We start from the raw sequence: 25,073 nt of genomic DNA on the forward strand, positions 1-25,073 counted from the left end.
TAAAGCCCGCGCTCTTCCCGCGAGTCGCGATATGTCGAAGCCGCTTGCCCTGGAATCCAACTCATGGCTATGAAGCGTCATGATCCTGGTGTGTCCCAACTGCGCCACGCGCTATATCGTGCCGGACAGCGCCGTCGGCCCGAATGGCCGCCAGGTTCGCTGCGCCGCCTGCAAACATAGCTGGTTCCAGGAAGGCGCCACCCTTGCCCCACGCGAGGAAGCGCTGGCGACGGCGGGCGCGCCCGAAGTGGCCGCGCCTCCTCCACCTCCACCTCCGCCTGCTCCACCGCCGCCGCCGCCTGTCGAGGAAATCGTGGCGCCCGCCGAGCAGGAAGAAGCGGAACCCGTGGCGGCGCAGGTGGAAGAGCCGGTCGCGGCCACGTCCGATCATCGGTTCGACGATATCTACGGACGCGCCGAAGCGGCGGCGCGTGACGGCTGGGCGGAAACGGCCCCAGCACCTGTGAAGCCGCGCCGCAACCGGCTGAAAATCTGGACCTATGCCGCATTGGCCTTCTGCCTTGCGGTGGGGGGCGCGGGCGGGGCGCTCTGGTATTTCGGGACGCCCAGTTGGGCGATCAACCTGGGGCTGGTGCCGGAGGAAGGCGATCCGGACCTGCTATTCTATCTCTCCAAGCCCGCCGAACGGCGCAAGCTGCCGACCGGGGAGGAATATTTCGCCTTTGGCGCGCGGATCGTGAACAGCGGGAAACAGACGCTGCCGGTGCCGCCCGTGCTGGTGCAACTGCGCGACCGGCAGAACCGGCTGGTGTTCAGTTGGACGACCAAGGCCGACCGGACCAGCCTGAAACCGGGCGAGGAAGCGTCGATCAATGAAAGCCGGATCGACATCCCGAAAAATGCGGAGAATCTGTCGCTGACTTTCGTGCAGTGATGAATGACGGATTTCAGGGATAGCTCACCGTCTTCGGCCTCCCCAGGGGGATCGGGATGAATTCCTGATCGTCGCCGGGAATCAGGGGAAAGCGCATGGCTTCCCAATCCTCGCGGGCCTGCATGAGGCGGTCGGTCGAGGATGAGACGAAATTCCACCAGACATGACGGTGGCTTTTGAACGCCTCGCCCCCGCAGAGTATCACGCGCCCGCCGTCCACGCTCATCAACGTCGCCCGAATGCCGGGACGCAGGACGTAGAGCGTCTGCGGCTGGAGCATCGCCCCGTCCAGCGCCGCGTCGCCGCCGGAGACGTAGATCGCCCGCTCCTCCGCATCCGCATCGATGGGGACGGAACCGCCGGGGGAAAGCTGGATGTCGGCATAGATGGTGTTGGCATAGGTGGTGACGGGCGATGTCTGACCCCAAAGGCTGCCCATGATCACGCGCGCCCTTGCATGGCCGCCGTCGATGATCGGCAGCCCGCCCTCGCTGACATGTTCGAAGGCCGGGTCCATTTCCTCATGGCGGTCGGGCAGGGCCAGCCAGGTCTGGATGGCGGAGAGCTTCGACAATTTCACGCGGTCCTCGTCCGGCGAACGCTCGCTATGGACGATGCCCTTGCCCGCCGTCATCAGGTTCACCGCGCCCGGTTCGATCAACTGCTCCGTGCCCAGGGAATCGCGGTGGAGGAAACTGCCCTCATACATATAGGTGACGGTGGCGAGGTTGATGTGGGGGTGCGGGCGCACGTCCACCCCCTGTCCCGGCGCGATGCGGGCGGGTCCGGCCTGGTCGAAGAAGATGAAGGGGCCAACCATGGTCCGTTCCCTGGCCGGCAGCGAGCGATAGACCCGGAAATCGCCCAGATTATGGGTGGTCGGCGTGATGGTCTGGATGATCGGGTCGGTCGGAGTCATGCTGCGTCCAGTTCGGGATAGTGGCGGAATATGTCTTCGGCGGTGAAGGGCAGCCGCCGGTCGCTCGCCAGATAATCCTGCAATTCGGGCAGCGCCGCAACCCGGTCGTGCAGGTCGGCCAGCCGCGGGAAGGAAGGGGTCAGCGTCGCCATGCGCAGCGGAAAGGCATAGCGCAACCCGGCGATCAGGTGAAAGAGCGAGAGATCGGCATAGCTCCAGCTTCGGCCCGCCAGCCAGTCGTCCGTTTCCGCGCTCAGCGCATGTTCGAAATAGGTGAGGAATTTGGGGATGCGGCTGGCGCGAAAGCCCTGTGCGGCGCGCAGCGCCTCGGCCTTCTGATCCTCATAATAGAGGTCTGGGCCGAGCGGATGGTGCACATCATGCGCCTCCGCCACCATGTCCATGACGGTGAGCTGGACCTGTGCCAGCCAATAGCGGGGTTTCATGCCCGTCGGCCCGCATTCATGCCGTTCGGCAAGGTAGAACAGGATATTGGCGGTCTGCGCCACGGTCCGGTCGTGCGTCACCAGATAGGGCGGGGCGAAGGCAGGGCCGCCGTCATGGCGTTCCATGTCCGCCATCAGCGCTTCGTCGCCGTCGGCGCGGGCACGGTCGCGATAGGCGATGCCGCATGCCTCCAGCGTCAGCCGGACGAATTCGCCCCGGCCGGGAATATTGGACCAGTACCAGAAATCATAGGCCATGGGTTGCGCCTCCTTGGACGGCGGGACAACGCATGGAAAGGCGCTATGGTGTCATGCTTCGCCGGGCGCGCGGGCCTTGATCGCCAGGGCGTGGACCTTGTCGCGCAGCAGGTCGGCCAGCGCGGCGTTGACCAGGCGCTGCCGGGCGACCCGGTTCTGGCCGGTGAACCGGTCGGAAACGATGTCCACGGTGAAGTGGCTTTCGCCCGAACCGTCATGCCCCGCATGGCCGCGATGCTTTTCGCTGTCGTCGATCACGGCGAGCCGTTCGGGGGTCAGGGCGGTGCGCAGCCGGGCTTCGATTTCGGTGGCGACTGGTCCTTGGAGGGGGGCTTTAAGAATCTCGGTCATCGCCCCTATATAGGCGCTTTGCCCGCAGTTGCATCAGGACAATCTTGGCCAGCGATCCCTTCTCGACACGCCGTTTCAACCGTTTCCATGGCCGGGTGGAAGGCGAACGCCCCTGCGCGGTTCCCGGCTGTCTGGAGTCGGGCGAATTCCGCGCGCCGCCACTGGATGAAAGCGGGTCCGGTCAGGAGGGGCCGCGCTGGCGCTGGCTGTGCCTGGACCATGTGCGGGAATTCAATCAGGGCTATAATTTCTTCACCGGCATGAGTCCGGAGGAAATCGCCGCCGCCCAGCGCCCCTATGCGGGATGGGAGCGGGAGACGCGGGCCTTTTCCTCCAACGCGGCCAGTCCGCCGCCCAAATGGTCGGATTTCCAGGACCCGCTGGACGCCATCGGCGCCAGGTTCAAGGAACGGGTGGCCAAGGCGCGGGCCGACAGCCAGATGCGGCAGGACGGCAAATTCCTGTCACGGGACGACCGCCGCGCGCTCGACGTGATGGGATTGTCCATCGACGCGGACCGCAAGGCGCTCAGGCAACGCTATACGGAGCTGTTGCGGCGTTTCCATCCTGACCATAATGGCGGCGACCGGAGCCATGAGAAATCGCTGCAAGGGGTGATCGAGGCCTATCAGCGTCTGCGCAAGGCGGAGGCTTTCGCCTGATCGGTCAGATCAGGAACCAGCCGATGCCCATCCCCATTTGCGTCACGGCGATGAGTTGCAACAGCGTGGAAAAGGGCTGCTTCCGCGTCTTGTGACGGAAGAGGTGGCGTGCCAGCAGGGCGCCGGGCGATCCGCCGATCAGCGCCAGACCGAGCAGGTCTTTCTCTGGAATGCGGCGGCGACCGGCGATGGCGGCCCCCTTGTCCTGCCGGAAGCACAAGATCGTCCAGCCATTCAGAAAGAGGAGGAAAAGAGAGAGAACCGCCAATTTCATGACGCTGTCGTAGCGAACGCACGCTTAATTTTCCATTGCCGACTGGGGGCTTGTCCCCGGCGGCGGTCGCTGCCATAGGCCCGGCCCCTTCCTCCCGGAGATATTTATGACAAGCCGCGCCTTGGGCCTCGATTTCGGCACGACCAACAGCGTGGCTGCGCTCGCGGGCGAGGGCGGATCGGCACTGGTGGAATTTGCCGGCAGGGAAGCGACCGGCGCGGTGTTCCGGTCGGCGCTGTGCTTCTGGCACGACAGCGCGGCCAGGGGCGGCATGGCCCATGAGGCCGGACCCTGGGCCATCGCGGAATATCTGGAATTTCCCGAAGACAGCCGCTTCCTGCAAAGCTTCAAGTCGGTGGCGGCCAGCTCGATCTTCGAAAGCGCCAGCGTGTTCGAAAAGCGCTTCCACTTCGAGGAGTTGGGGCAGATATTCCTCTCGCGCATGATCGCCCATGCGGGCGGAAAGCTGGACCGGCGGCCGGAACGGATCGTGGTCGGGCGGCCCGTGGAATATGCGGGGGCGCGGCCCGACGAAGCGCTCGCCCGACGGCGTTATGACGCCATGTTCGCGGGTTTCGGGGACGAGATTCACTATGTCTATGAACCGCTGGGGGCCGCGTTCAGCTATGCCAGCCGCCTGACTGGGGCGGCGACGATCCTGGTGGCGGACTTTGGCGGCGGCACCAGCGACTTTTCCATCGTGCGGGTCGAAGCGCCCGGCGCCGCACGGCGCTGCGTGCCCCTTGGATCGGCGGGTATCGGCCTTGCGGGCGACCGGTTCGACTATCGGATCGTCGACCATCTGGTGCTGCCGATGCTGGGCAAGGGCGGCAGCTATCGAAGCTTCGACAAGGAACTGGAGATCCCGCGCAGCTATTTCGCGGACTTTGCCGACTGGTCGCGGCTGGCGCTGATGCGGAACCGGCGGACCATGGACGAACTGGCGCGCTTGCGAAAGGCGGCCCATGATCCCGACGCCATCGGGCGGATGATCACGGTGATAGAGAAGGAATTGGGCTATCCGCTCTACGATGCGGTAGGATCGCTCAAGCGGCAATTGTCGGAGGCGGAAAGTGCGACATTCCGTTTCGAAGGCGGCGGTCTCGCCATCGAAAAACAAGTGACGCGGGCCGATTTCGAAGGCTGGATCGCGCCCGACATCGCCCGGATCGAGGCGACGGTGGACAAGGCGCTCGCCAGGGCCGGGGTTGGACCCGACGCCATCGATCGGGTGTTCCTGACAGGCGGAACGTCGCTGATCCCGGCGATCCGGCGCATTTTCGACCGGCGCTTCGGGAAAGACCATATTGCGACCGGCGGCGAACTGACCTCCATCGCCCATGGGCTGGCGCTGATCGGGCAGGAGGCCAATTTGGCCGAATGGGCTGCTTGATCCCGGCGCGTTAAGGCCCCACTCTATCGACATGCCTGTCCCTGATGGTTAGGGCAGTGCCGACCAGACCGCTCAAAGAGACAAGAGAAAATGACCGACATCCCGAACGTCCAGCCCGATACCCGCGCCGACACGCTGTTGGCGTCGCCCGACCGCGAGGTGGATGCGCGCGATGTGTTCGGCATCGATGTCGACATGAAGATTCCGGCCTTTTCGGAAGCCGATGAGCGGGTGCCGGACCTTGACCCCGCCTATGTGTTCGATCCGGACACCACCCTCGCGATCCTGGCGGGTTTCGCCTATAATCGCCGCGTGATGGTGCAGGGCTATCACGGCACCGGCAAGTCGAGCCATATCGAACAGGTCGCCGCCCGCCTGCGCTGGCCGTGCATCCGCATCAACCTGGACGCGCATATCAGCCGCATCGACCTGGTCGGGCGCGACGCAATCGTCCTGAAGGACGGGCAGCAGGTGACGGAATTCCGCGAAGGCCTGCTCCCCTGGGCGTTGCAGCGGCCGGTCGCGCTGGTGTTCGACGAATATGACGCGGGGCGCCCGGACGTGATGTTCGTGATCCAGCGCGTGCTGGAAACCGACGGCAAGATGACGCTGCTCGACCAGAACCGGGTCATCCGGCCCAATCCCTGGTTCCGCCTGTTCGCCACCGCCAACACCGTGGGCCTGGGCGACACGACCGGCCTCTATCACGGCACGCAGCAGATCAACCAGGGCCAGATGGACCGCTGGAACCTGGTGGTGGCGCTGAATTACCTGCCCGCCGCGACCGAGGCGCAGGTGGTGCTGGCCAAGTCGGGCGAATATGATCATGAGGGCGGCCGCAAGGAAGTCGAGAATATGATCAAGGTGGCGGAACTGACCCGCCAGGGCTTCGTCAATGGCGACATCTCGACCGTCATGTCGCCGCGCACGGTGATAAGCTGGGCGCAGAACGCGCTGATCTTCAAGAATGTCGGCTTCGCCTTCCGCCTCAGCTTCCTCAACAAATGCGATGAGGCGGAGCGGCCGCTGGTGGCCGAATATTATCAGCGCGTCTTCGGCAAGGACCTGCCCGAAAGCGTCGCGCACCGGGCTTCGTGACATGATCGTCGTCGAACGGATCGATTCGGAGGGCGGCACCGCCCACCGGATCAGCATAAGAGGGCATGAACTGATCGCGGACATGTCCGCGCCGGACGGGCATGATGCCGGGCCGGACCCGCATGACCTGTATGATTCGGCTCTGGGCGCGTGCAAGGCGATGACCATGCTCTGGTATGCGCAGCGCAACGGCATTCCGGTGGAGGGCATCCATGTCGGCGTGGTGCGCGATGCGAGCCGGGAGCGGCAGGGCGTCTATAAACTGACCACCCACATCGCGCTCTCCGGCCCGCTGAGCGCGGAGCAGCATGACAAGCTGATCGCCGTCGCCGCGAAATGCCCGGTGCACAAGCTGATGAGCGAGGTCGAGACGCAGATCGAAACCATCGCCGTCCCCACTGTCGGTGAGGGGGAGCGGCCGTGAGCGAGACTGCCGCCCTGACGCCGGAAGACAGCCGCCTGCCGCTGGAAAGCGCGTTCAATCTGCGCGACTTCGGCGGCTATGCGACCGCGGACGGGCGCTGCGTGAGGCGCGGCATGCTCTATCGGTCGGGAACGATGGCGCTGCTGACGGAGGGGGATGCGGATCATCTCCGCTCGCTCGGCATCCGGGCGATCTGCGATTTTCGCCGGGGCAATGAGCGGACCGCCGAACCGACGCTCTGGCATGGGGCGGAGGTCGATTATTTCTGCCGCGACTATAGCGAAAGCAGCGGCCTGCTGGGCGAGATGCTGAAGCGCGACGGCGCGACGGCCGAAGACATGCGCCAGACGATGATCGCCCTCTATCGCGTCATTCCGGTCGATCATGCCGAATCCTACCGCGCCATGTTCGCGCGGATCGTGGACGGGCGCGTGCCGTTGCTGATCAACTGTTCGGCGGGCAAGGACCGCACCGGGGTCGGCGCGGCGCTGATCCTGGCGGCGCTGGGCGTGCCGCGCCAGACAATCGTTCAGGATTATCTGGCGACCAACGCCCATGCCGATTGGGACTGGCTGCTGGCGCAGCGCGACACGCTGGTGGCGCGGATGCGGTCGACGAATACCGACAGGCTCGAACCTTTGTTGAAGGCGGAAGCCGTCTATCTGGATGCCTTATTCTCCACGCTGGATGAAAAGCATGGCGGCGTGGACGGCTATCTGAACGACGTGCTGGGCGTGGACGCCGCGGCGCGGGATGCGATGCGCGGGATGTTGCTGGACTGATGGCCGACCGTTCGCCCCTGGATGCCTTCAAGGACGTGCTGTCCGGCGCGGCGCGATCGATCGCGCGCGATGCGGAGGTGGAGGTGGGCTTCACCGCCGACACGCCGCATATGGCGGGCAAGGCGATCAAGGTGCCGACGCCGGGGCGCAACCTGCCTGCCGATCAGGTGGCGCTGGCGCGGGGCTTTGCCGATGCCAATGCGCTGCGGCTGCGGCACCATAATGCGAAGATCCACAACGCCGCCGCGCCCGCCGATGCGACGGCGCGGGCGGTCTATGACGCGGTGGAGCAGGCGCGGGTAGAGGCGATCGGGTCGCGGGCGATGGAGGGGGTTCGCGCGAACCTCAACCATGCGCTGGACCTGAAATTAAAGTCCGATCCCATCCGCCGGGCGCGTTCCGCCGATGAGGTGCCCTTGTCGACGGCGCTGGCGCTCAAGGTGCGCGAGCGGCTGACCGGGCAGGCCGCGCCCAGGGATGTCGCTTCGGGCCTGGCCAGGGTCGACCAGTGGATCGAGGACAAGGCCGGGGCCGATCTCGACGCCCTGGCCATGGCGATCGACGACCAGCGCGCCTTCCAGAAGCTGACCTCCGCCATGCTGGAGCATCTCCAGTTGATCGACGCCGACATGCCGCCGGAAACCGATGACTCCGAACCGGAGGAAGAGGGCGAGGACGAGGAACAGCAACAGGAGGACGGCGACAGCGGCGAAGATCAAGCCGGCGACAGCGACGCCTTTGCCGAGGCGCGGGCCGAGGATCAGGGCGGCGACACCGAGGACGGCGAAACCGAATATAGCGACGAATTCGACGCCGACAGCGAAGAAGGCGCGGAGGATATGGGCGAGGAAGGCATGATGCCGGTCCGCCCGAACCGGCCGATGGGCGACGTGCCGCCCGGTTTCGATTACAAGCCCTATACGCTGCTGCATGATGAGATCGTGACGGCCGAAGATTTGTGCGACGAGGATGAGTTGCTGCGCCTGCGCGGCTTCCTCGACCAGCAGTTGGTAAGCTTGCAGGGCGCGGTGACGAAGCTTGCCAACCGACTCCAGCGGCGGCTGATGGCGCAGCAGTCGCGGTCGTGGGACTTCGACCAGGAAGAAGGGCTGCTGGACGCGGCGCGGCTGGCGCGGATCGTGATCGATCCGACGCGCTCGCTGTCCTACAAGATCGAGCGGGATACCGAATTCCGCGATACCGTCGTCACGCTGCTGATCGACAATTCAGGCTCGATGCGCGGGCGGCCCATCTCCATCGCGGCGATCAGCGCCGACATCATGGCGCGCACGCTGGAACGCTGCGGGGTGAAGACCGAGATATTGGGCTTCACCACCCGCGCATGGAAGGGCGGGCAGAGCCGCGAGGACTGGCTGGCCGCCGGGCGTCCGCCGATGCCGGGGCGTTTGAACGACCTGCGGCACATCGTCTACAAGAAGGCCGACGAACCCTGGCGCCGGGCGCGCAAGAATCTGGGCCTGATGATGCGCGAGGGGCTGCTCAAGGAGAATATCGACGGGGAGGCGCTGCTCTGGGCGCACAGCCGGCTGCTGGCGCGTAATGAAGAACGCCGCATCCTGATGGTGATCTCCGACGGCGCGCCGGTCGATGACAGCACCCTGTCGGTGAACAGCGGCACCTATCTGGAACGCCATTTGCGGCAGGTGATCGAGTGGATCGAGAATCGCTCGCCCGTGCAGCTTGTCGCCATCGGCATCGGCCATGACGTCACGCGCTATTATCGCCGCGCGGTGACCATCATGGATGCCGAACAGCTCGGCGGAACCATGGTGGAGCAGCTAGCCGGGCTGTTCGACGAAGATTGACGGCCTTCCCTTGAAAAAAAGCCCGGAAATTTCGACCTCAGTGTGAACGCAGACAGGCGTTTCGACAGGAGAGTGCAATGAGTGTCGCCTTTCGTCGCGAGAGCGACGAGGAGCATCTGGAACCCACTTTCGAGATTCCGTTGCCGCCCGGCCCCAATTGGGTGACGGCACGCGGCCTGCGGCTGACGCGGGAGAAGGTGGAAGCGCTGGAGGCGGTCGAAACCGAAGCCATGGCCGAGGAGGAGGCCAAGAAGCTGAAGCGCGAATTGCGCTACTGGCGCACTCGTCTGGCGACGGCGGAATTGCGGCCCGTGCCGGATGCGGAGGCCGTGGCGTTCGGCAGCCGCGTAACCTACCGGCTGAACGGCAAGGAGAAGCGGATCGATCTCGTTGGAGATGACGAGGCTGAACCGGCGGAAGGACGCATCGCCTTTTCCGCGCCGCTGGCCCGCGCCATGATGGATGCGGAGCAGGGCGAAAGCGTGGATTTTGCGGGCAAGCCGGGCGTAGTCACGGTCGTCGCGATCGAGGCGATCGTGGAACAGTAGACCGTGCCCCAGTTGGATTGAGGAAGCCCTCCAGTTTCGACGGGAGGGCTTCCTCATGTCAGCCGTTGCGACCGGCCTCGAAGAGGAACCATGCGCGCTCCTCGGCCTGGTCGGTCCAGTCGTCGATAATGCCTTCGGTCGCGTTGTCTCCTGCCTCGGTGGCGGCGGCCTTCGCGGCGCGCAGCGCTTCGACCAGCTTCAGATTATCCTCGCGCAGTTCGTTCAGCATGTCGCCGGGGCTGACATAGTCGGCATCATTGTCGACCACCGACTGATGGCGCGAAATGTCGCCGATGGAACGCAGCGTGGTGTTGCCGGTCTTGCGCACCCGCTCCGCGATCAGGTCGGTGGTGGCCAGGATTTGCGTGGCCTGCTCGTCGAACATCAGATGATAGTCGCGGAAATGCGGACCGGAAACGTGCCAGTGGAAATTCTTGGTCTTGAAATACAGCGCATAGCTGTCCGCGAGCACGCCGTTCAGCGCCTGCGCGACTGACTTGGTCGCATTGCTGCGCAGGTCCGTCGGGGTCTTGAGGTCGGGGGCGGTCATGCTTGGCTCCTGCTGCTATTTGGTTTCGCAGATATAATGATCTGCCGCCGATAAGGTGCCATCCTAAATGATGAATCTTCCGCGAAAATTCCGGTCAGTCTGATGGATATGCTCGATCAGGCGAGGTGCAGCGCCGAAGCCGCCGCGGCAAGACCGGCCAGCAGCACCAAAATGCCGCCCCCTCGGCGAATGGCCGCTAATGGGAGCGCCTTGAACAGATGATCGCGCCACAGAACCACCGGCACCGTCGCGGCGACGATGCCGATGGCGCCGCCGGTCGCGGCCAGCAGAGGATCGGCGGTGCGGACGGCGGTGCCCAGGATCAGGAATTGCGCGCCATCGCCGAAACCCAGGATGAAAAGGCCGATCGCGGTGGTCAGAAACGGCCCCGTCCGCCAGCTTGCCAGCGGATCGGGCTGCCGGACCGGCCAGAACATGCCGATGGCCAGGAAGATCAGCGCCAGCGCCAGGAAGAGCAGCCGCGCATCGGACCCCAGCATCGGCGCCATAAACGCACCCGCCGCCGCGCCCACGGCGGCATTGGCGATGGCGGCCACCACGATTCCCGCGATCACCGCGCCGTCTTTCCGGAACCGCGCCGCCAGGGCAAGGGCCAGCCATTGCCCCTTGTCCCCCATCTCTCCCAACAGGCAGCCGAGCAGCGCGATCAGCAATGCGTCCATTCAGCGGCCGTCTTTCAATGCGATTCAGGCGGTCAGATGCGCGCCGGTTCCGGTCGCGGGCGTGGCGGCCATGGGCATCGGGATGACGTCCGCCTCCGGCATTTCCACAGCGATCGCATCGCGCATCAGGTCGAGATAGGACATCACCACCGGTCCTGCCCCCTGCAGCGACAGCGCCGATTGCAGCGTGCTGGCCAGACATTCCACCGTGTCCAGGTGAAAGGCCCGCGCGATATGGCGGATCTGGTCGATCTCGTCGCGCAGGCGCGCCACGGACACATGGCCGCGTTCGCCCGCCAGCCCGTCGACCCGGCGCAGCAGGTCGGAAAGAATGACCAACTTCGGATCATGTCGCATGATGTGCTTCCCCCGTCCTTTGGCTCCGACTCCACTATAAGGCTGGCCGGTTAAGGCCGCGTAAAGTGTAGCATGGCCCTCCCCTTTCGGTCACGAGCCTTGACATCGAACCGAATCTCCATCATGAGCCGCCGCTGAAACGGGGCGGTCCCTTCCTCGCAAGAGATTTGGGGCCGCTCTTCTTTTTCACGATATTCACGACCAGGGACTAAGGCCATGGCCAAGCCAGCAACCGTCAAGATTCGCCTCGTCAGCTCGGCTGACACCGGCTTCTTCTACGTCACCAAGAAGAATCCGCGCACCAAGACCGAGAAGCTGAGCTTCCGGAAGTACGACCCCGTCGTGCGCAAGCATGTCGAGTTCAAGGAAGCCAAGATCAAGTGACCTGAGGGCGGCTGCGGCCGCCTGACGACATTTGGGTTCGCGGCGTCATGCCCGAACGAAGAGGCCCGTCCCCCTGGGGGAACGGGCCTTTCCTTGTTGGCGCGACAGATTGCCAGTCATGGCGGCTTTGGGTGGAGAGCGGACGTTCAGTTTTCCGTTCGCCCTGAGCCCTTCGTCTACCTGCCAGGGCAGGCGCTCAGGATAAACTTGCCTTCCGCAAGTCGAAGCCTTCAGCCGAGCGGAGCGAGGCTTCCATGCTTCGCCTCCGCTCAGCAGAGCCCTTCGACTTCGCTCAGGGCGAACGGATATCTAATGTCCGCCATTGGCCAAACCCTGCCACAGTCCTGATCCCGGCGCCCTGTCTCAGGCGCTGAATTTCTCCCGCAGGGCGAGCATGGCGATGGCCGCCTTGGCCGCTTCGCCGCCCTTGTCCTTCTCGTCCTTCTTGGCGCGGGTCAGCGCCTGGGCCTCATTCTCGACGGTCAGGATGCCGTTGCCGATGGGGATGCCGTCCATGCTGAGCGCCATCAGGCCGCGCGCGCTTTCGTTCGACACCACTTCGAAATGATAGGTTTCGCCGCGGATCACCACGCCGATGGCGATGAAGCCGTCATAGCGGCCGGATTCCGCCGCCAGAGCTACCGCGCCGGGGATTTCCAGCGCGCCGGGCACCGTCACCACCTCATATTTATGCCCCTCATCCTCCAGCGCGGCGACCGCGCCTTCGATCAGCAGGTCGTTCAGATGCTCGTAGAAGCGCGCTTCGACGATCAGGAATTTTGCCATGGATAGTTCCTTAAAGCTCGATCGACCGCTGCCCAACCACGGCCAGGTCATAGCCGTCAAGCGCGATCAGGCTGTGATGGCTGTTGCTGATCAGGATCATGTCGTGCACGCCCAGTTCGGCCAGGATTTGCGCGCCCACGCCATAATCGCGCAATTCGTCCATACCCGCGTCGATCTGGCCCGCATGATGGCGCAGGACGCGGCTCACGAAATCGCCCGGCGTCTGGGAAACGAGCACGACGATGATGCCCGCCCCTTCCTGGGCGATGCTCTGCATCGACTTGGCGAGCAGGCCGTTGCGCGGCCCGGTCGCCCCATAGATGTCGTCCAGCGGCGAAAGCTGATGCATGCGGACCAGCGTCGGTTCGTCGGGGCAGACATGGCCCTTTTGCAGCACGAGCTGTTCGGTCTGGGTCGCCTTGTTGAAGAAGCTGATCGCCTTCCAGTCGCCGCCCCACTGGCTGTTGAAGCTGGTCTCGGCGCGGCGTTCGACCATATGGTCATGGCGGCGGCGATAGGCGATGAGGTCGCGGATCGTGCCGATCTTCATCTTGTGCTTCTGGGCGAAGGGGATCAGGTCGTCCAGCCGCGCCATGGTGCCGTCATCCTTCATCACCTCGCAGATGACGCCGGAGGGGTTGAGACCGGCCAGGCGGGCGACGTCCACCGCCGCCTCCGTATGACCGGTGCGGACCAGTACGCCGCCGTCCTTTGCCACCAGCGGAAAGACATGGCCCGGCGTTACGATGTCGTCCCGGCCCTTCGATCCGTCGATCGCGACGGAAATGGTGCGGGCGCGGTCGGCGGCGCTGATGCCGGTGGTGACGCCTTCGCGCGCCTCGATCGACACGGTGAAGGCGGTTTCGTGCCGGGTGCCGTTGTTGCGGCTCATCAGGTCCAGGCCCAGATAATCGATCCGCTCCTTGCTGAGCGCCAGGCAGATGAGGCCGCGGCCATGGGTCGCCATGAAATTGATCGCGTCGGGCGTCGCCATCTGCGCGGGGATCACCAGATCGCCCTCATTTTCCCGGTCCTCGTCATCCACCAGGATGAACATGCGGCCGTTGCGCGCCTCGTTGATGATCTCCTCCGGAGAGGCGAGGGCGGTGCCGCCTTCACGCTTGGCGAGATAGCTTTCCAGCTTGCCCAGCGTTTCGGCGGTGGGGTTCCAGTCCGCTTCGCCCAGCTTGCGCAGGGAATTGGCGTGAAGACCCGCCGCGCGGGCAAGGCCGGACCGGGACATGCCGCCGCCGGTGACGAGCGAACGGACGGTATCGATAAGGGCTGACGACATGAGAACGACTCCTTCCCCGAAACGGGACGGCATGGCATATCACATCAGCATGTGATCATGGCAAGCGATAATCACATTCGCCTTATTGATTCGTTCAATCCCGGATCAAGGCGCGCTCATGCGAAGGCTCTGCATGCGGTCCAGATAGCGGGCCAGCACGTCGATCTCCAGGTTGAAGGCGCGGCCCGGCGTCAAGCTGTCCAACGTAGTCGCGGCGGCGGTATGCGGGATGATGTTCAGGCCGAAATGGACGGAGCCGTCCGCCTGATCCTCCACCGTGTTGACGGTCAGTGAGATGCCGTCGACCGTGATCGAACCCTTGGCCGCCAGCGCAGGGGCGAGCGCCGCCGGGGCGGCGATGAGCAGGCGGGTCGAATCGCCTTCGCTGGTGGCGGACACCAAAGTGCCGATGCCGTCGACATGGCCGGTGACGATATGGCCGCCCAGTTCGTCCCCGACCTTGAGCGCGCGTTCCAGGTTGAGGCGCGCGCCCAGTTCCCACAGCCCTTGCGCGGTGCGGGCGAGGGTTTCGGCCGACAGGTCGACCGCGAACCAGTCCGCGCCCTTTTCCACCACCGTCAGGCAGGCGCCGGAACAGGCGATGGACGCCCCGATGGCGACCGTTTCCATGTCGTAGGAACAGCCGATCACCAGGCGCAGGTCGCCGCGCTGTTCATGGGTGCGGATGGTGCCGATGTCGGTGATGATGCCGGTGAACATGATGCTGGAAATCCTCTTTCGCGGCTTGTCCTAGGCGTTGCGGTTGCGGAGGTAAACCTCCAGCCGATCATTGCCCAGCCGCCGTTCGTCGTCGATCCGCCACCGGCCATGCGCGTCGGCAAGGTCGGTCAGGCCGATATCGCCTATGCCCGCCAGCCCGTCCCCGATCAGGATCGGCGCCCGATAGAGCAGCAGCCGGTCGACCAGATCGCCGCGCAGGAAAGCGGCGGCGGTTTGCGCGCCGCCCTCTACCAGCAGATGATCGACTTGCGGCAGGGCGGCGATGTCCTCCGGCGCGGCGATGCTTTCCCAGCCGTCGGGCGCATCGCCATGGCTGAGCAGCACGCGCCGGGGGGACCGGTCCTCCAGACCCGGCAGGCGCACGTCCAGCCGGGGCGCATCGGCGCGCAGCGTGCCGCCGCCCACCAATATGGCGTCATGCCGCGCGCGTTCCATATGCGCGTGGGCGCGGGCTTCCGGGCCGGTGATCCAGCGGCTGGACCCGTCGCCCAGCGCGATCCGGCCGTCCAGCGACAGGCCGAGCTTCAGCGTCACGGCGGGGCGGCCCAGCGTCTGGCGCAGCACGAAACCGCGCATCGCGGCGGCGGCTTCCTGCGCCATCACCCCCATTTCGATGGCGATGCCGCGTTTGCGCAGCCAGGCGGCGCCCTGCCCATCGGTGCGCGGATCGGGATCGCGCAGGGCGATCACCACACGCTGTACCCCGGCGCGGGCCATCAGGTCGGCGCAGCGCGGGCCACGTGGGGAAAGGTGGAAACATGGCTCCAGCGTCACATAGGCGGTGGCGCCGCGGGCGCGCTCCATCGCCTCGTCCAGCGCCCGCGCTTCCGCATGGGGGCGGCCGCCCCTCTGCGTCCAGCCGCGTCCCACGACATGGCCGTCGCGCACGATCAGGCAGCCGACATTGGGGTTGGGCGTGGAAAGCCCGCGCCCGCGTTCCGACAGGGCGATGGCGGCCGCCATGAACCGCCGGTCCTGCGCGGGATCGACGGGAGGCAGAATGGGTTTGGATCGGACGCTCAGGGCTGGGCCGCTCCGCTCTGGGTGGGGGCGGATTTTTCCGTGGCTTCGGCCTTGGCCAGGCGCTGGTCGAGCTGCGCGTTGATCTGCTTCAGCGCTTCCTTGCGGCGGGCGGTGTTGCGGGCTTCGTCTTTCTTCCAGTCGATGCCGAAAATATCGGCCACGCCCTGCATTTCCCTCTGCCTCTTCTGGATCGCCGCCTCGCGCTTGGCCAGGTCGATCTTCTGCTGGAGGATGATCGCCGCGTCGGTCCGGTTGGTGTCCCAGCTCTGCACATAGAAGATCTGGTTGCGCGTCGGCATGGTGTTGGTGTTGGCGTCGACGATGAAGGTCCAGATGATGACCCAGGTAATCGCGACGGACAGGCCGAGCAACGGCCATTTATGAGGCCGGTTCTCACGAAAATAGCTCCACAGGTCGCTCATCGCGCTCTTGGGAGACACCGGACGGGGTAAGATCGCCATGGCGCCGATATAGGGGAAGGCGGGGCCGGATGCAAAAGCGCTGTTGCCCGATGCGATGGCTTCCGGTCCCTTTTCTTTGATTTCAGACGTCTGCCAGGCGGAAATGGACGGTCAGCAGCTTGGTCGAGCTGATCGCGACGCCATCGCGAGTCGCCGGACGGAACGCCTTTTGCGAAGGGCGTGGCGCTGGGTGGCGATCCGGAAGGCTTCGTCGCTACAATTTACAACAGCGTGTCGAAGGCGTGGATGGCGAGGCCGACCAGCCCGCCCACCAGCGTGCCGTTGACCCGGATATATTGCAGGTCGCGCCCGACCGCATGTTCCAGCCGGCTGGTGACGGTGCCTGCGTCCCAGCCGCGCACGGTTTCGCTGACCAGCTTCACGATGGAATCGCCATAGGCCGCCGTCGCGCCCACCGCCGCCCGGCGCATGAAGCGGTTGATCAGCAGGCGCAGCCGGGCGTCCTGCTGCAAGGTGGTGCCAAGCTGATGGAGCGCTTCGCCCAGGCGCCCCGCCATCGCCTTGCCGGGATCGCGCACGGCGCGCAGCAGGCCGCCGCGCGCCTGCTCCCACAGGCCGTCGATCCAGCGCTGCATCGCCGGATTGTCGACGATCTCGTCGCGGATGCGCGCGACGCGGGCCTGCATCTCCAGGTCGAATTGCAGGTCGGCGGCCAGCGTGGTCAGGCCTTCCTCCGCCTTCAGGCGCAGGCTGTGGCCGGGGTCATGCGCCATGTCGGCCAGCAGCTTGCGCAGGCCGTCGATGATCGCGTTGGACAGATTTTCATCAAGGCCCGTCCACCGCAATATCTTGCCCGACCGGTCGTGCACCATCTGCCGGATCAGATGGTCGTTCGCCTCCAGAGTGCGGTCCGCCCACAGGATGATGCCGTCCATCACCGGAGCATGGCGGCCGTCGCGCATCGCCGCCTCCAGCGCCTGGCCGATCAGCGGAGCCAGGTTCATGGCGCGCAGCCGCTGGGCGATGGCGCCCTTCACCATGCCGCCCAGCCGTTCCTGGTCCAGCGCCTCCAATATGTCGGCGGCCAGGCGGGACGCCCCCTCGCGCAACCGTCCGTCGCCGCTGGACGGGCTGGCGAGGAAGCGTCCCGCCGCACCCGCCATGTCCAGCCGCTGCATCCGCCGCGCCACCACGGCGGGGGTCAGGAAATTGTCGCGCAGGAACAGGGCGAGCGTGTCCCCGATCCGATCCTTGTTGCGCGGGATGATCGCGGTGTGGGGGATGGGCAGGCCCAGCGGATGGCGGAACAGGGCGGTGACCGCGAACCAGTCGGCCAGGCCGCCGACCATCGCCGCCTCGGCAAAGGCCTGGACGAAGCCTATGGCGGGGTGAAGGTGGACCGTCGCCCGCGCCGCCAGGAACAGTGCCGCCATGAAGAGCAGCATGCCCGTCGCCACCAGCCGCATGCGCCGCGCCGGATGAACAGGGCTGGCGACGATAGGGCGGGGCGGGGCGAGCATCTTCATGGCCAGCTAACGGTTACGCCGCCGTTTCGTTCAGGCAAGCGCTTCTTTTCCGGGGAGGAGGGGAGCGGGACGGCGGCAGGGGGCCAGGAATGGGTTCGGGTCGAGCTTGTCGAAGCCTTCTCCCGAGCGGAGCGAGGTTTCCATGCTTCGCTCCGCTCAGCAGAACCCTTCGACTTCGCTCAGGGCAAACGGCGATTATATCCGCCTTCCACTCTACTCCGCCGGTTGCGCCGCCCCTGCGCGGTCATCCCCCGGCTTGTAGGTCAGCAGGCGGCGGCCCAGGCGCGGGCCGACCCATTCCTCTATCCCCAGCGCCAGGCTGAAGGTCGCGGGCACGATCACCAGCGTCAGCGCGGTCGACAGGATCAGGCCGCCGATCACGGTGATGCCCATCGGGGCGCGCCACGCGCCGTCGCCGCCCAGCGACAGGGCGGTCGGCACCATGCCGGCCACCATCGCCACCGTGGTCATGACGATGGGCTGGGCGCGCTTGTGACCGGCGTCGATGATCGCCTCCCGCTTGGGCACGCCCTTGCCCATCTCCTCCAGCGCGAAGTCGATGACCAGGATCGAATTCTTGGCGACGATGCCCAGCAGCATCAGCAGCCCGATCAGCACCGGCATGGACACCGGATTGCCGGTCAGGTGCAGCGCCAGCGCCCCGCCCAGCGGCGCCAGCAGCAGCGACCCCAGATTGACGAAGGGCGGCATCAGCCGCTTGTACAGCAGCGTCAGCACCGCCAGCACCAGCAGGATGCCGGAAATGACGGCGATGACGAAATTCTGGATCAGTTCGGCCTGCCACTTGCTGTCGCCGATGTTCAGCTTCTGCACGCCCCGGATCTTGCCGTCGGTGATCGCCTTCATGGTCGGCAGGGCATCGATCTTTTCCATGGCCCGGCTGATGACGACGCCCGGCGCCAGGTCGGCGCCCACGACGATGCGGCGAATCTGGTTGTAGCGGCGAATCTGCGTCGGACCCGCGCCGAATTCTACGTCGGCCACGACCTTCAGCGGCACGGAACCGCCGCTGACCGTCGGCACCGGCATATTCTCTATCGTCGCGAGGTCGCGCCGGCTGTTTTCCGCGACCGCCACGCGGATCGGGATCTGCCGGTCGGACAGGGAGAATTTGGCGCTGTTCTGATCGATGTCGCCGATCGTCGCGACGCGGATCGTCTGGCTGAGGGCGGCGGTGGTCACGCCCAGGCTGGCGGCCAGGTCGAAGCGCGGCTTGATGACGATTTCGGGCCGGTTCATGTCGCCCGCCACCCGTGGCGCGCGGATTTCATGGATGCCCGCCATTTCCGCCACCAGCTTGTTGGCGGTCTGCTCCAGCTTCGCCGGATCGTCGCTGCCGAACATGATGACGACGTCCCGGCCGAAGCCGCCGCCCGATTGCGACTGGAAATTGACGCGGGCGTCGGCGACCTGCTGGAATGCGGGTGCGGCCTTGCGTTCCCATTCGACCGAGGACATCGGCCGGTCCTTCCTGAGCGTTAGATAGATGTCGGCCCCGGTCGTCTGGATATCGGCGAAGGCGGCCTCGACCATGTCCTTGTCGGCGGCCAGCATGTCCGCCACTTTGCGGGTGATCGCCGTGGTCTGTTGCAGTGTGCTGCCGGGCACGGTTTCGATCTTCACCTGACTGAAATCCGTGTCGATCGTCGGTTGGAACGACATGGGCAGCGTGCCGAAGGCCGCGATGGTCGCGACGAACGACAGAAAGCCGAGGCCCATCGTCCAGATGCGATGGTCGCGAATCCAGGCGGTGAAGCGCGCCGCGCCGCCGCGGGCGCGGTGGGCGATGGCCCGCCGTTCGTCCAGCGACCAGCGCAGCACCGCCATATAGGCGTCCATCATCCAGCCTTCGCCATGGCTTTCCTGGCCGTGGGCCTTCAGGAAATAGGCGGCGATCATCGGCGTGATCAGGCGCGCGACCGCCAGGCTGAGCAGCACGGCGACCACAACGGTCATGCCGAACTGGATGAAGAACTGGCCGGAAACGCCGGGCATCAACGCCACAGGCAGGAACACCGCGACGATCGCCATGGTCGTCGCCAGCACCGCCAGGCCGATTTCGTCGGCGGCGTCGATGGAGGCCTGATAGGCGCTTTTGCCCATGCGCATGTGGCGCACGATATTCTCGATCTCCACGATGGCGTCGTCCACCAGCACGCCCGCGACCAGGCTCAACGCCAGCAGCGAAATGCCGTTCAGGGTGAATCCCATCATGTCCATGAACCAGAAGGCCGGAATCGCGGACAGCGGAATGGCCAGAGCGGATATCATGGTGGCGCGCCAGTCGCGCAGGAACAGGAAGACGATGACCACGGCCAGCACCGCGCCCTCGATCATCGCCTGCATGGCGCTGTGATACTGGCCCTTGGTATATTCGACGCTGGTGTAAAGCTGCTTGTACTGGACCTTGGGATTTTCCTCTTTCAGTTGGTCCAGCACCTTCATCGCTTCATCGAACACGGTGACGTCGGACGACCCCTTGGCCTTTTCCATCCTGAAGCTGGTGACCTGCCGCCCGTTCATCAGGGACAGCGACCGCTGTTCGGCATACATGTCGCGCACGTCCGCCAGGTCCGCCAGCTTGACCGTGCGCCCGCCGGAAATGGCGATCTGGGTCTGGCCCAGCGCATAGGCGTCGCGGGCGTTGCCCAACACGCGGATCGCCTGTTCGGCGCCCGCGATTTCGGTGCGGCCGCCCGCCGCGTTCATATTCACCTGCTGAAGCTGCTGGTTGACCTGACTGGCGGTGATGCCGTGCGATTGCAGCTTGGCGGGGTCCAGGATGACGCGGATTTCGCGGGACACGCCGCCGCCGCGCGTGACCGCGGCCATGCCGGGCACCGCCAGCAGCCGCTTGGCCACGGTGTTGTCGACATACCAGGACAGTTCCTCCAGCGTCATGTCGGTCGCTTCGGCGCTGAAATAGGCGATCGGGCCGCCATCGATGTCGACGCGGCTGACCTGCGGTTCCAAAATCCCTTCGGGCAGGTCGCTGCGGATCTGGTCGACGGCATTCTTCACATCGTTGACGGCGCGGTCGACCGGCGTGCCGATCTGGAACTGCACATTGGTCTGCGACCGGCCTTCGGACACGAAGGATGTGATTTCATCGACGCCGCTGATGCCGCGCGCGGCGGCCTCGATCCGCTGCGTCACCTGCGTTTCCAGTTCGGTCGGCGCGGCGCCCGGCTGCGACACGACGACCTGCGCCATCGGGAAGCTGATGTCCGGATTCTGGTTGACGTCCATCCGGCTGAAGCTGACCAGGCCCGCCAGCAGCAGCGCCGCGAACAGCACCAGCGGCGACACCGGGTTGCGAATGGCCCAGGCGGAAATATTGCGAAAACTCATGACGGTTTCCTCGCCTGCCGCGTCATTTGGACTTGCCGGCTTCCGGCTTCACCTTCTGCCCCGGCGTCAGGAAGGCGCCGGCCGAAGCCACGATGCGTTCGTCGCCGTTCAGGCCGTTCAGGATCGACACGCCCGCATCCGTCACCTGGCCGATCTTGACGTCGCGCCGCTGCACTTCGTCGCGGCCGTTGACGACATAGACATAATTGCCCTTTTCATCGCTCTGCACTGCCGATTCCGGCAGCATCGGCGCGGATCCGGTGCCGCTGACGATCGCGGCGGAGGCGAAGCCGCCCGGGCGGATCGCCGGATTATAGGCGATGGCGATGCGGGCGATGCCCTGGCGGTTCTGATTGTCGACCACCGGCGACACCTGCCAGACCCGCCCGGCGAATTGCGCCGTGCCGCCGACCGGGGTGACGGTGGCGCTGTTGCCGGTGCGCAGCGCGGCCAGATCGCCCTCGCTGACCTGGGCCAGCATTTCCATCTCCCCGCCCTTCGCCATGCGGAACAGCACGGCGCTGCCCGATCCGACGATCTGGCCGGGTTCCACCGCACGGGTCAGCACCAGCCCGGCGGCAGGAGCGCGGATGTCCAGGCGGCCGGTGCGGGCGCGCTGTTCGGCCAGTTGCGCGATGGCCACATTGACGCGGGCATTGGCGGCGTCGCGGGTCGCGGTCCGCTGGTCGATGTCGGCCTGGCTGATGAAGCCGCGGGAAACGAGCGCCTTGGCGCGGTCGAGCTGCGCCTGCGCCAGCTTGGCGTCGGCACGGGCAACCTCCACCTGCGCGGCCAGCGAGCGGATCTGCTCGGTCTGGACGGAGCGTTCGACGGTCGCCAGCACCTGACCGGCGCGCACCCAGTCGCCCGGTTGCACCAGCACCCGCGTCACTGCGCCGCCTTCGCCCACCACGCCGACCGGCATTTCCACCCGCGCCGCGAGCGATCCCGTGGCGCTGATGGTGTGCGACACCGTGGACATGCCGGGGCTGATGACCGTCACGACCGGGGCCTGCGCCGCGCCGGCGGGGACTTCCGCGCCCTTGCGATGCATGCTGATCCAGGTGGCGACGGCGATCAGGATGATCGCGACGACCGCGCCGATCACCAGCCTGCGGCGCCAGATGGAGCGCTCGTCCTGATCGTCAAGGACATTTACCGGCGCATCGCCGACCAACGGGGTTTCGTAATTCATCCTGAATCCATCTTTCGGCATGGCACGCCGTTCGGGTTGCTGTATTATATGAATAAATCACCCGGCTCAAGCCCCCATATTATGGGTGCGGGGCGGACCGCAAAGCCATTTGGCGGGCCTTGCCAAGGGCGCCTGACTATGGCGCTATAGGCCGCATCGCGGCGGGAGAATGACGATGGAATTGCTGGGGTGGATCATTGTCGGGCTGTTCGCGGGCGCCATCGCCCGGCTGGTCATGCCCGGCCGCCAGCCGGGTGGCTGCATCCTCACCATATTGCTGGGCATCGCGGGCGCGCTGCTGGCGGCCTATGTCGGGCGCCTGCTGGGCGTATACCAACCCGGCGAGCAGGCGAGCTTCATCGCGGCGGTGCTGGGGGCGATCGGCGTGCTGGCCCTCTACCGTTTCTTCTCCGGACGGGATTGAGGCGCAAGGAAAGAGGCCGCGCCATCCGGGCACGGCCTCCTCGATCCTGTACGAAAATTTTAGCGGACGGAGCCGCGCCGTACCAGATTGACGATGGCTAGCAGGACGATGGCGCCGACCAGCGACACGAGGAAGCTGTAGAGCGTCAAGCCGTCGTTGATGGAACCGCCGCTGAAGATCAGGCCGCCGATGAACGCGCCGACGATGCCGACCACGATGTTCAGAAGGATGCCCTGTTGCGCGTCGGTCCGCATGACCATGCTGGCAAGCCAGCCGATGACGCCGCCGACGACCAGCCATAAGATGATGCCCATTTCTCACTCTCCTTGGTCCACAGCCCCTTTCGGGTGGCTGATCTGTTCAACGGAGAAGTCGGCTTTACGTTCCATTTCACGATTGCAAAGCAGAAGGCCGCCGGATGCCAGATCCGGCGGCCTTCCATGCGACCCTATATCTATGGGAACAGAAAATCAGTATTTCTGCTGCCGTTCGTAGAGGGACTTGTAATATTGGATGCGCGTCACGCGCAGGCCATGCATGCCCGAACGGTCGACGGCGCGCTGCCAGCTCGCAAATTCCTCCAGCGTCAGCGAATAGCGGGCGCAGGCTTCATCCACGGTCAGCAGGCCGCCATTGACGGCGGCGACGACCTCAGCCTTGCGGCGCACGACCCAGCGAGTCGTGTCGACGGGAGGCAGGCTTTCCAGAGTCAGGGGTTCTCCGAGCGGCCCGACGACCTGGGCAGGTCTGATTTTCTGGTTTTCGATCATTATCACCTCAATAAGCGGCACTGGCGTTGCCGATTTCAGCAGTGCTTGCCTTTTTGCGCCTCAAGCCCTGAACAGGCCCTAAAGCGCCACGGTAAACGCCCCCTTCATCATCCTTGCCCCACCCTTAATCGGTTCGCGATCAACGGGTTAAAGCTGCCCGCGAGTCCTACGGCCTCGATGTTGCCGTCGGAACGTGGCGCGAGGATATCGGCCAGTTCCTGGACCCAGTCCCCTTCGATATCCTGCCCCCGCAGGACGCCTGCGACCGCCTGCGCTGTCGGGCTGGCCGCCTGCTCCGCCGCCGAAGCGGCTCGCAAGGACGGCCAGACCGGCACGCGCCGTCGGCCCGAAGGCTTGACGAAGCTGGGCTTAAGCCCGCCTGTCCGAAGGAATCCCAAATCCATGGGAGAGCGGTTTACGGAGCAAAGGATAAGGTCCGGTAAATGTGACCCCCGAAATGGGGCATGGAATGCGACTGGATGCGACGAAGCGTTGAATCGGTCTGGCAGGCCGCGATGAGGACGACTATATGCGCGCCCATGCAGCCCGAGTTCCAGCTAAGCGAGCCGCTGAATGCGCGGCGGATCGTCGTCGCGATGTCAGGCGGCGTGGATTCCAGCGTCGTCGCCGCGCTGGCGGCGCGCACGGGGGCGGAAACCATCGGCGTCACGCTCCAGCTTTACGATCATGGCGCGGCGGTGGGCCGCACCGGCAGTTGCTGCGCCGGGCAGGACATACGTGACGCCCGCGCCGTCGCCGACCGCATCGGCATCGCCCATTATGTCTTTGATTATGAAAGCCGGTTCCGGGATTCGGTGATCGCCGACTTTGCCGATGAATATATGGCCGGTCGCACCCCCATCCCCTGCGTGAAATGCAATATGGGGGTGAAGTTCACCGACTTGTTCCAGATCGCCCGCGACCTGGGCGCCGACTGCCTGGCCACCGGCCATTATGTCCGCCGGGTGGAAGGGCCGCAGGGCGCGGAACTGCACCGCGCCGCCGATCCGGCGCGGGACCAGAGCTATTTCCTCTTCGCCACGACTCAGGCGCAGCTCGATTATCTGCGCTTCCCCCTGGGCGGCCTGCCCAAGCCGCAGGTGCGCGAAATCGCGGCGGAACTCGGCCTGTCGGTGGCGATGAAGCCCGACAGCCAGGACATCTGCTTCGTCCCCGACGGCGATTATGCGAAGATCGTGCGCAAGTTGCGGCCCGACGCCGATGAAGGCGGCGACATCGTCCATATCGACGGCCGCCTGATGGGCACGCACAAGGGGATGATCCACTACACAGTGGGCCAGCGCAAAGGACTGGAGATCGGCGGCCAGGCCGAACCTCTCTATGTCGTGCGGCTGGATGCGGAAGGGCGGCGCGTGATCGTCGGCCCGAAGGCGGCGCTGGCGGTGTCGGCGGCGCGGCTGAGCGACATCAACTGGCTGGGCGGCGATTTTTCCGGACCTTTGACCGCCAAGGTACGCTCCATGGCGAAGCCGGTTCCGGCCCGGCTGGAGGGCGACCGGCTGGTCTTCGACGCGCCCGAATATGGCGTGGCGCCGGGACAGGCGGCGGTTCTCTATGCAGGCGACCGGGTGCTGGGCGGCGGCTGGATCGCGGCGACCGAGGCGGCTTTGGCCGAAGCAGCTTAAATACTCCCCTCCCTTTCAAGGGAG

Annotated in this window: 29 protein-coding genes and 1 pseudogene; 11 read left to right on the forward strand and 19 right to left on the reverse strand. The window is 65.5% G+C overall.

What is annotated here, in order from left to right; genetic code table 11:
* Positions 1 to 79 precede the first annotated feature (79 nt).
* The gene (locus NUH86_RS14615; RefSeq protein WP_267250168.1) at positions 80 to 895 is read left to right on the forward strand and encodes an MJ0042-type zinc finger domain-containing protein; all 816 of its coding nucleotides are present in this window, start codon (positions 80 to 82) and stop codon (positions 893 to 895) included.
* A gap of 13 nt (positions 896 to 908) precedes the next feature.
* On the opposite strand, the gene NUH86_RS14620 is transcribed toward NUH86_RS14615, so the two are convergent.
* From NUH86_RS14620 to NUH86_RS14630, 3 genes are read right to left on the reverse strand one after another with little or no spacing between them, the layout of a single operon-like run.
* The gene (locus NUH86_RS14620; RefSeq protein WP_267250169.1) at positions 909 to 1,814 is read right to left on the reverse strand and encodes a pirin family protein; all 906 of its coding nucleotides are present in this window, start codon (positions 1,812 to 1,814) and stop codon (positions 909 to 911) included.
* The gene (locus NUH86_RS14625; protein ID WP_267250170.1) at positions 1,811 to 2,518 is read right to left on the reverse strand and encodes a glutathione S-transferase; all 708 of its coding nucleotides are present in this window, start codon (positions 2,516 to 2,518) and stop codon (positions 1,811 to 1,813) included. The genes NUH86_RS14620 and NUH86_RS14625 overlap by 4 nt, the downstream gene beginning before the upstream one ends.
* A gap of 51 nt (positions 2,519 to 2,569) precedes the next feature.
* On the reverse strand, positions 2,570 to 2,869 hold the full coding sequence (locus tag NUH86_RS14630; protein WP_267250171.1) for a BolA family protein: 300 nt from the start codon (positions 2,867 to 2,869) through the stop codon (positions 2,570 to 2,572).
* A 44-nt stretch (positions 2,870 to 2,913) separates the two neighbouring features.
* On the opposite strand from NUH86_RS14630, the gene NUH86_RS14635 reads away from it, so the two are divergent.
* The gene (locus tag NUH86_RS14635) at positions 2,914 to 3,531 is read left to right on the forward strand and encodes a J domain-containing protein (RefSeq protein WP_267250172.1); all 618 of its coding nucleotides are present in this window, start codon (positions 2,914 to 2,916) and stop codon (positions 3,529 to 3,531) included.
* Between the two features lie 4 nt (positions 3,532 to 3,535).
* On the opposite strand, the gene NUH86_RS14640 is transcribed toward NUH86_RS14635, so the two are convergent.
* Positions 3,536 to 3,805, reverse strand: coding sequence for a DUF1294 domain-containing protein (locus NUH86_RS14640; protein ID WP_267250173.1), 270 nt, complete (start codon positions 3,803 to 3,805; stop codon positions 3,536 to 3,538).
* 106 nt (positions 3,806 to 3,911) lie between these two features.
* Between NUH86_RS14640 and NUH86_RS14645 the strand changes: the two genes are divergently transcribed.
* From NUH86_RS14645 to NUH86_RS14670, 6 genes are all read left to right on the forward strand, one after another.
* On the forward strand, positions 3,912 to 5,198 hold the full coding sequence (locus NUH86_RS14645; protein ID WP_267250174.1) for an Hsp70 family protein: 1,287 nt from the start codon (positions 3,912 to 3,914) through the stop codon (positions 5,196 to 5,198).
* Between the two features lie 90 nt (positions 5,199 to 5,288).
* Positions 5,289 to 6,296: a cobaltochelatase subunit CobS gene (cobS, locus tag NUH86_RS14650; RefSeq protein ID WP_267250175.1), complete on the forward strand. Its 1,008-nt coding sequence runs from the start codon at positions 5,289 to 5,291 to the stop codon at positions 6,294 to 6,296.
* Position 6,297: 1 nt separating this feature from the next.
* Positions 6,298 to 6,720 (forward strand): OsmC family protein, encoded by a 423-nt coding sequence (locus NUH86_RS14655; protein ID WP_267250176.1) that lies wholly within the window; start codon positions 6,298 to 6,300, stop codon positions 6,718 to 6,720.
* Positions 6,717 to 7,502 (forward strand): tyrosine-protein phosphatase, encoded by a 786-nt coding sequence (locus NUH86_RS14660; protein WP_267250177.1) that lies wholly within the window; start codon positions 6,717 to 6,719, stop codon positions 7,500 to 7,502. The genes NUH86_RS14655 and NUH86_RS14660 overlap by 4 nt, the downstream gene beginning before the upstream one ends.
* Entirely contained in the window at positions 7,502 to 9,328 is a 1,827-nt protein-coding gene (cobT, locus tag NUH86_RS14665) for a cobaltochelatase subunit CobT (protein ID WP_267250178.1), read from the forward strand. The genes NUH86_RS14660 and cobT overlap by 1 nt, the downstream gene beginning before the upstream one ends.
* A 77-nt stretch (positions 9,329 to 9,405) precedes the next feature.
* Positions 9,406 to 9,876 carry a GreA/GreB family elongation factor gene (locus NUH86_RS14670; protein ID WP_267250179.1) on the forward strand — a complete coding sequence of 157 codons (471 nt, stop codon included), beginning with the start codon at positions 9,406 to 9,408 and terminating at the stop codon, positions 9,874 to 9,876.
* A gap of 58 nt (positions 9,877 to 9,934) precedes the next feature.
* Here the strand turns inward: NUH86_RS14670 and NUH86_RS14675 are convergent, their stop codons facing one another.
* From NUH86_RS14675 to NUH86_RS14685, 3 genes are all read right to left on the reverse strand, one after another.
* Positions 9,935 to 10,426 (reverse strand): Dps family protein, encoded by a 492-nt coding sequence (locus NUH86_RS14675; protein WP_267250180.1) that lies wholly within the window; start codon positions 10,424 to 10,426, stop codon positions 9,935 to 9,937.
* A gap of 116 nt (positions 10,427 to 10,542) precedes the next feature.
* On the reverse strand, positions 10,543 to 11,109 hold the full coding sequence (locus NUH86_RS14680) for a TMEM165/GDT1 family protein (protein ID WP_267250181.1): 567 nt from the start codon (positions 11,107 to 11,109) through the stop codon (positions 10,543 to 10,545).
* 24 nt (positions 11,110 to 11,133) lie between these two features.
* Positions 11,134 to 11,466: a hypothetical protein gene (locus NUH86_RS14685; protein ID WP_267250182.1), complete on the reverse strand. Its 333-nt coding sequence runs from the start codon at positions 11,464 to 11,466 to the stop codon at positions 11,134 to 11,136.
* 216 nt (positions 11,467 to 11,682) lie between these two features.
* Here NUH86_RS14685 and rpmG point away from each other — a divergent pair, with 216 nt between their 5' ends.
* The gene (gene rpmG / locus NUH86_RS14690; RefSeq protein ID WP_007687342.1) at positions 11,683 to 11,850 is read left to right on the forward strand and encodes a 50S ribosomal protein L33; all 168 of its coding nucleotides are present in this window, start codon (positions 11,683 to 11,685) and stop codon (positions 11,848 to 11,850) included.
* Positions 11,851 to 12,213: 363 nt separating this feature from the next.
* On the opposite strand, the gene ribH is transcribed toward rpmG, so the two are convergent.
* The 9 genes and pseudogenes from ribH to NUH86_RS14730 all read right to left on the reverse strand — a co-directional run bounded on the left by ribH (position 12,214) and on the right by NUH86_RS14730 (position 22,209).
* Positions 12,214 to 12,636: a 6,7-dimethyl-8-ribityllumazine synthase gene (ribH, locus tag NUH86_RS14695; RefSeq protein WP_267250183.1), complete on the reverse strand. Its 423-nt coding sequence runs from the start codon at positions 12,634 to 12,636 to the stop codon at positions 12,214 to 12,216.
* Positions 12,637 to 12,646: 10 nt separating this feature from the next.
* Complete coding sequence (gene ribB / locus NUH86_RS14700; protein ID WP_267250184.1) at positions 12,647 to 13,930, reverse strand: 3,4-dihydroxy-2-butanone-4-phosphate synthase; 1,284 nt, start codon at positions 13,928 to 13,930, stop codon at positions 12,647 to 12,649.
* Positions 13,931 to 14,035: 105 nt separating this feature from the next.
* Entirely contained in the window at positions 14,036 to 14,650 is a 615-nt protein-coding gene (locus NUH86_RS14705) for a riboflavin synthase (protein WP_267250185.1), read from the reverse strand.
* Between the two features lie 30 nt (positions 14,651 to 14,680).
* Positions 14,681 to 15,670, reverse strand: a complete 990-nt coding sequence (gene ribD, locus NUH86_RS14710) for a bifunctional diaminohydroxyphosphoribosylaminopyrimidine deaminase/5-amino-6-(5-phosphoribosylamino)uracil reductase RibD (RefSeq protein WP_267252155.1) — start codon at positions 15,668 to 15,670, stop codon at positions 14,681 to 14,683.
* A gap of 20 nt (positions 15,671 to 15,690) precedes the next feature.
* Positions 15,691 to 16,212 carry a hypothetical protein gene (locus NUH86_RS14715; protein WP_267252156.1) on the reverse strand — a complete coding sequence of 174 codons (522 nt, stop codon included), beginning with the start codon at positions 16,210 to 16,212 and terminating at the stop codon, positions 15,691 to 15,693.
* Positions 16,213 to 16,237: 25 nt separating this feature from the next.
* Positions 16,238 to 16,380, reverse strand: a pseudogene (locus NUH86_RS24745) (energy transducer TonB); the annotation flags it as partial.
* Complete coding sequence (locus NUH86_RS14720) at positions 16,377 to 17,642, reverse strand: DUF445 domain-containing protein (RefSeq protein ID WP_267250186.1); 1,266 nt, start codon at positions 17,640 to 17,642, stop codon at positions 16,377 to 16,379. The gene NUH86_RS14720 and the pseudogene NUH86_RS24745, both read right to left, overlap by 4 nt.
* Positions 17,643 to 17,855: 213 nt before the next feature.
* Positions 17,856 to 21,014 (reverse strand): efflux RND transporter permease subunit, encoded by a 3,159-nt coding sequence (locus NUH86_RS14725; RefSeq protein ID WP_267250187.1) that lies wholly within the window; start codon positions 21,012 to 21,014, stop codon positions 17,856 to 17,858.
* Between the two features lie 22 nt (positions 21,015 to 21,036).
* On the reverse strand, positions 21,037 to 22,209 hold the full coding sequence (locus NUH86_RS14730; RefSeq protein ID WP_267250188.1) for an efflux RND transporter periplasmic adaptor subunit: 1,173 nt from the start codon (positions 22,207 to 22,209) through the stop codon (positions 21,037 to 21,039).
* Positions 22,210 to 22,384: 175 nt separating this feature from the next.
* Between NUH86_RS14730 and NUH86_RS14735 the strand changes: the two genes are divergently transcribed.
* Positions 22,385 to 22,633: a GlsB/YeaQ/YmgE family stress response membrane protein gene (locus NUH86_RS14735; RefSeq protein WP_267250189.1), complete on the forward strand. Its 249-nt coding sequence runs from the start codon at positions 22,385 to 22,387 to the stop codon at positions 22,631 to 22,633.
* A 59-nt stretch (positions 22,634 to 22,692) separates the two neighbouring features.
* Here the strand turns inward: NUH86_RS14735 and NUH86_RS14740 are convergent, their stop codons facing one another.
* The 3 genes from NUH86_RS14740 to NUH86_RS14750 form a co-directional block, all read right to left on the reverse strand.
* Positions 22,693 to 22,947 (reverse strand): GlsB/YeaQ/YmgE family stress response membrane protein, encoded by a 255-nt coding sequence (locus tag NUH86_RS14740; RefSeq protein WP_267250190.1) that lies wholly within the window; start codon positions 22,945 to 22,947, stop codon positions 22,693 to 22,695.
* A 156-nt stretch (positions 22,948 to 23,103) separates the two neighbouring features.
* On the reverse strand, positions 23,104 to 23,403 hold the full coding sequence (locus NUH86_RS14745; protein ID WP_007687284.1) for a DUF1153 domain-containing protein: 300 nt from the start codon (positions 23,401 to 23,403) through the stop codon (positions 23,104 to 23,106).
* Positions 23,404 to 23,510: 107 nt separating this feature from the next.
* Entirely contained in the window at positions 23,511 to 23,807 is a 297-nt protein-coding gene (locus NUH86_RS14750; RefSeq protein ID WP_267250191.1) for a hypothetical protein, read from the reverse strand.
* 135 nt (positions 23,808 to 23,942) lie between these two features.
* Between NUH86_RS14750 and mnmA the strand changes: the two genes are divergently transcribed.
* Positions 23,943 to 25,049, forward strand: coding sequence for a tRNA 2-thiouridine(34) synthase MnmA (mnmA, locus tag NUH86_RS14755; RefSeq protein ID WP_267250192.1), 1,107 nt, complete (start codon positions 23,943 to 23,945; stop codon positions 25,047 to 25,049).
* The last annotated feature ends 24 nt before the right edge of the window (positions 25,050 to 25,073 follow it).

The organism is Sphingobium sp. JS3065 (assembly GCF_026427355.1).
In the GTDB taxonomy this organism is placed as follows: domain Bacteria; phylum Pseudomonadota; class Alphaproteobacteria; order Sphingomonadales; family Sphingomonadaceae; genus Sphingobium.

Coding starts and splice junctions, on each gene's coding strand:
- NUH86_RS14615 (WP_267250168.1), top strand. CDS start 80: ATGATCCTGGTGTGTCCCAACTGCGCCACGCGCTATATCGTGCCGGAC.
- NUH86_RS14620 (WP_267250169.1), bottom strand. CDS start 1,814: ATGACTCCGACCGACCCGATCATCCAGACCATCACGCCGACCACCCAT.
- NUH86_RS14625 (WP_267250170.1), bottom strand. CDS start 2,518: ATGGCCTATGATTTCTGGTACTGGTCCAATATTCCCGGCCGGGGCGAA.
- NUH86_RS14630 (WP_267250171.1), bottom strand. CDS start 2,869: ATGACCGAGATTCTTAAAGCCCCCCTCCAAGGACCAGTCGCCACCGAA.
- NUH86_RS14640 (WP_267250173.1), bottom strand. CDS start 3,805: ATGAAATTGGCGGTTCTCTCTCTTTTCCTCCTCTTTCTGAATGGCTGG.
- NUH86_RS14645 (WP_267250174.1), top strand. CDS start 3,912: ATGACAAGCCGCGCCTTGGGCCTCGATTTCGGCACGACCAACAGCGTG.
- cobS (WP_267250175.1), top strand. CDS start 5,289: ATGACCGACATCCCGAACGTCCAGCCCGATACCCGCGCCGACACGCTG.
- NUH86_RS14655 (WP_267250176.1), top strand. CDS start 6,298: ATGATCGTCGTCGAACGGATCGATTCGGAGGGCGGCACCGCCCACCGG.
- cobT (WP_267250178.1), top strand. CDS start 7,502: ATGGCCGACCGTTCGCCCCTGGATGCCTTCAAGGACGTGCTGTCCGGC.
- NUH86_RS14670 (WP_267250179.1), top strand. CDS start 9,406: ATGAGTGTCGCCTTTCGTCGCGAGAGCGACGAGGAGCATCTGGAACCC.
- NUH86_RS14675 (WP_267250180.1), bottom strand. CDS start 10,426: ATGACCGCCCCCGACCTCAAGACCCCGACGGACCTGCGCAGCAATGCG.
- NUH86_RS14680 (WP_267250181.1), bottom strand. CDS start 11,109: ATGGACGCATTGCTGATCGCGCTGCTCGGCTGCCTGTTGGGAGAGATG.
- NUH86_RS14685 (WP_267250182.1), bottom strand. CDS start 11,466: ATGCGACATGATCCGAAGTTGGTCATTCTTTCCGACCTGCTGCGCCGG.
- rpmG (WP_007687342.1), top strand. CDS start 11,683: ATGGCCAAGCCAGCAACCGTCAAGATTCGCCTCGTCAGCTCGGCTGAC.
- ribH (WP_267250183.1), bottom strand. CDS start 12,636: ATGGCAAAATTCCTGATCGTCGAAGCGCGCTTCTACGAGCATCTGAAC.
- ribB (WP_267250184.1), bottom strand. CDS start 13,930: ATGTCGTCAGCCCTTATCGATACCGTCCGTTCGCTCGTCACCGGCGGC.
- NUH86_RS14705 (WP_267250185.1), bottom strand. CDS start 14,650: ATGTTCACCGGCATCATCACCGACATCGGCACCATCCGCACCCATGAA.
- NUH86_RS14720 (WP_267250186.1), bottom strand. CDS start 17,642: ATGAAGATGCTCGCCCCGCCCCGCCCTATCGTCGCCAGCCCTGTTCAT.
- NUH86_RS14725 (WP_267250187.1), bottom strand. CDS start 21,014: ATGAGTTTTCGCAATATTTCCGCCTGGGCCATTCGCAACCCGGTGTCG.
- NUH86_RS14730 (WP_267250188.1), bottom strand. CDS start 22,209: ATGAATTACGAAACCCCGTTGGTCGGCGATGCGCCGGTAAATGTCCTT.
- NUH86_RS14735 (WP_267250189.1), top strand. CDS start 22,385: ATGGAATTGCTGGGGTGGATCATTGTCGGGCTGTTCGCGGGCGCCATC.
- NUH86_RS14740 (WP_267250190.1), bottom strand. CDS start 22,947: ATGGGCATCATCTTATGGCTGGTCGTCGGCGGCGTCATCGGCTGGCTT.
- NUH86_RS14745 (WP_007687284.1), bottom strand. CDS start 23,403: ATGATCGAAAACCAGAAAATCAGACCTGCCCAGGTCGTCGGGCCGCTC.
- NUH86_RS14750 (WP_267250191.1), bottom strand. CDS start 23,807: ATGGATTTGGGATTCCTTCGGACAGGCGGGCTTAAGCCCAGCTTCGTC.
- mnmA (WP_267250192.1), top strand. CDS start 23,943: ATGCAGCCCGAGTTCCAGCTAAGCGAGCCGCTGAATGCGCGGCGGATC.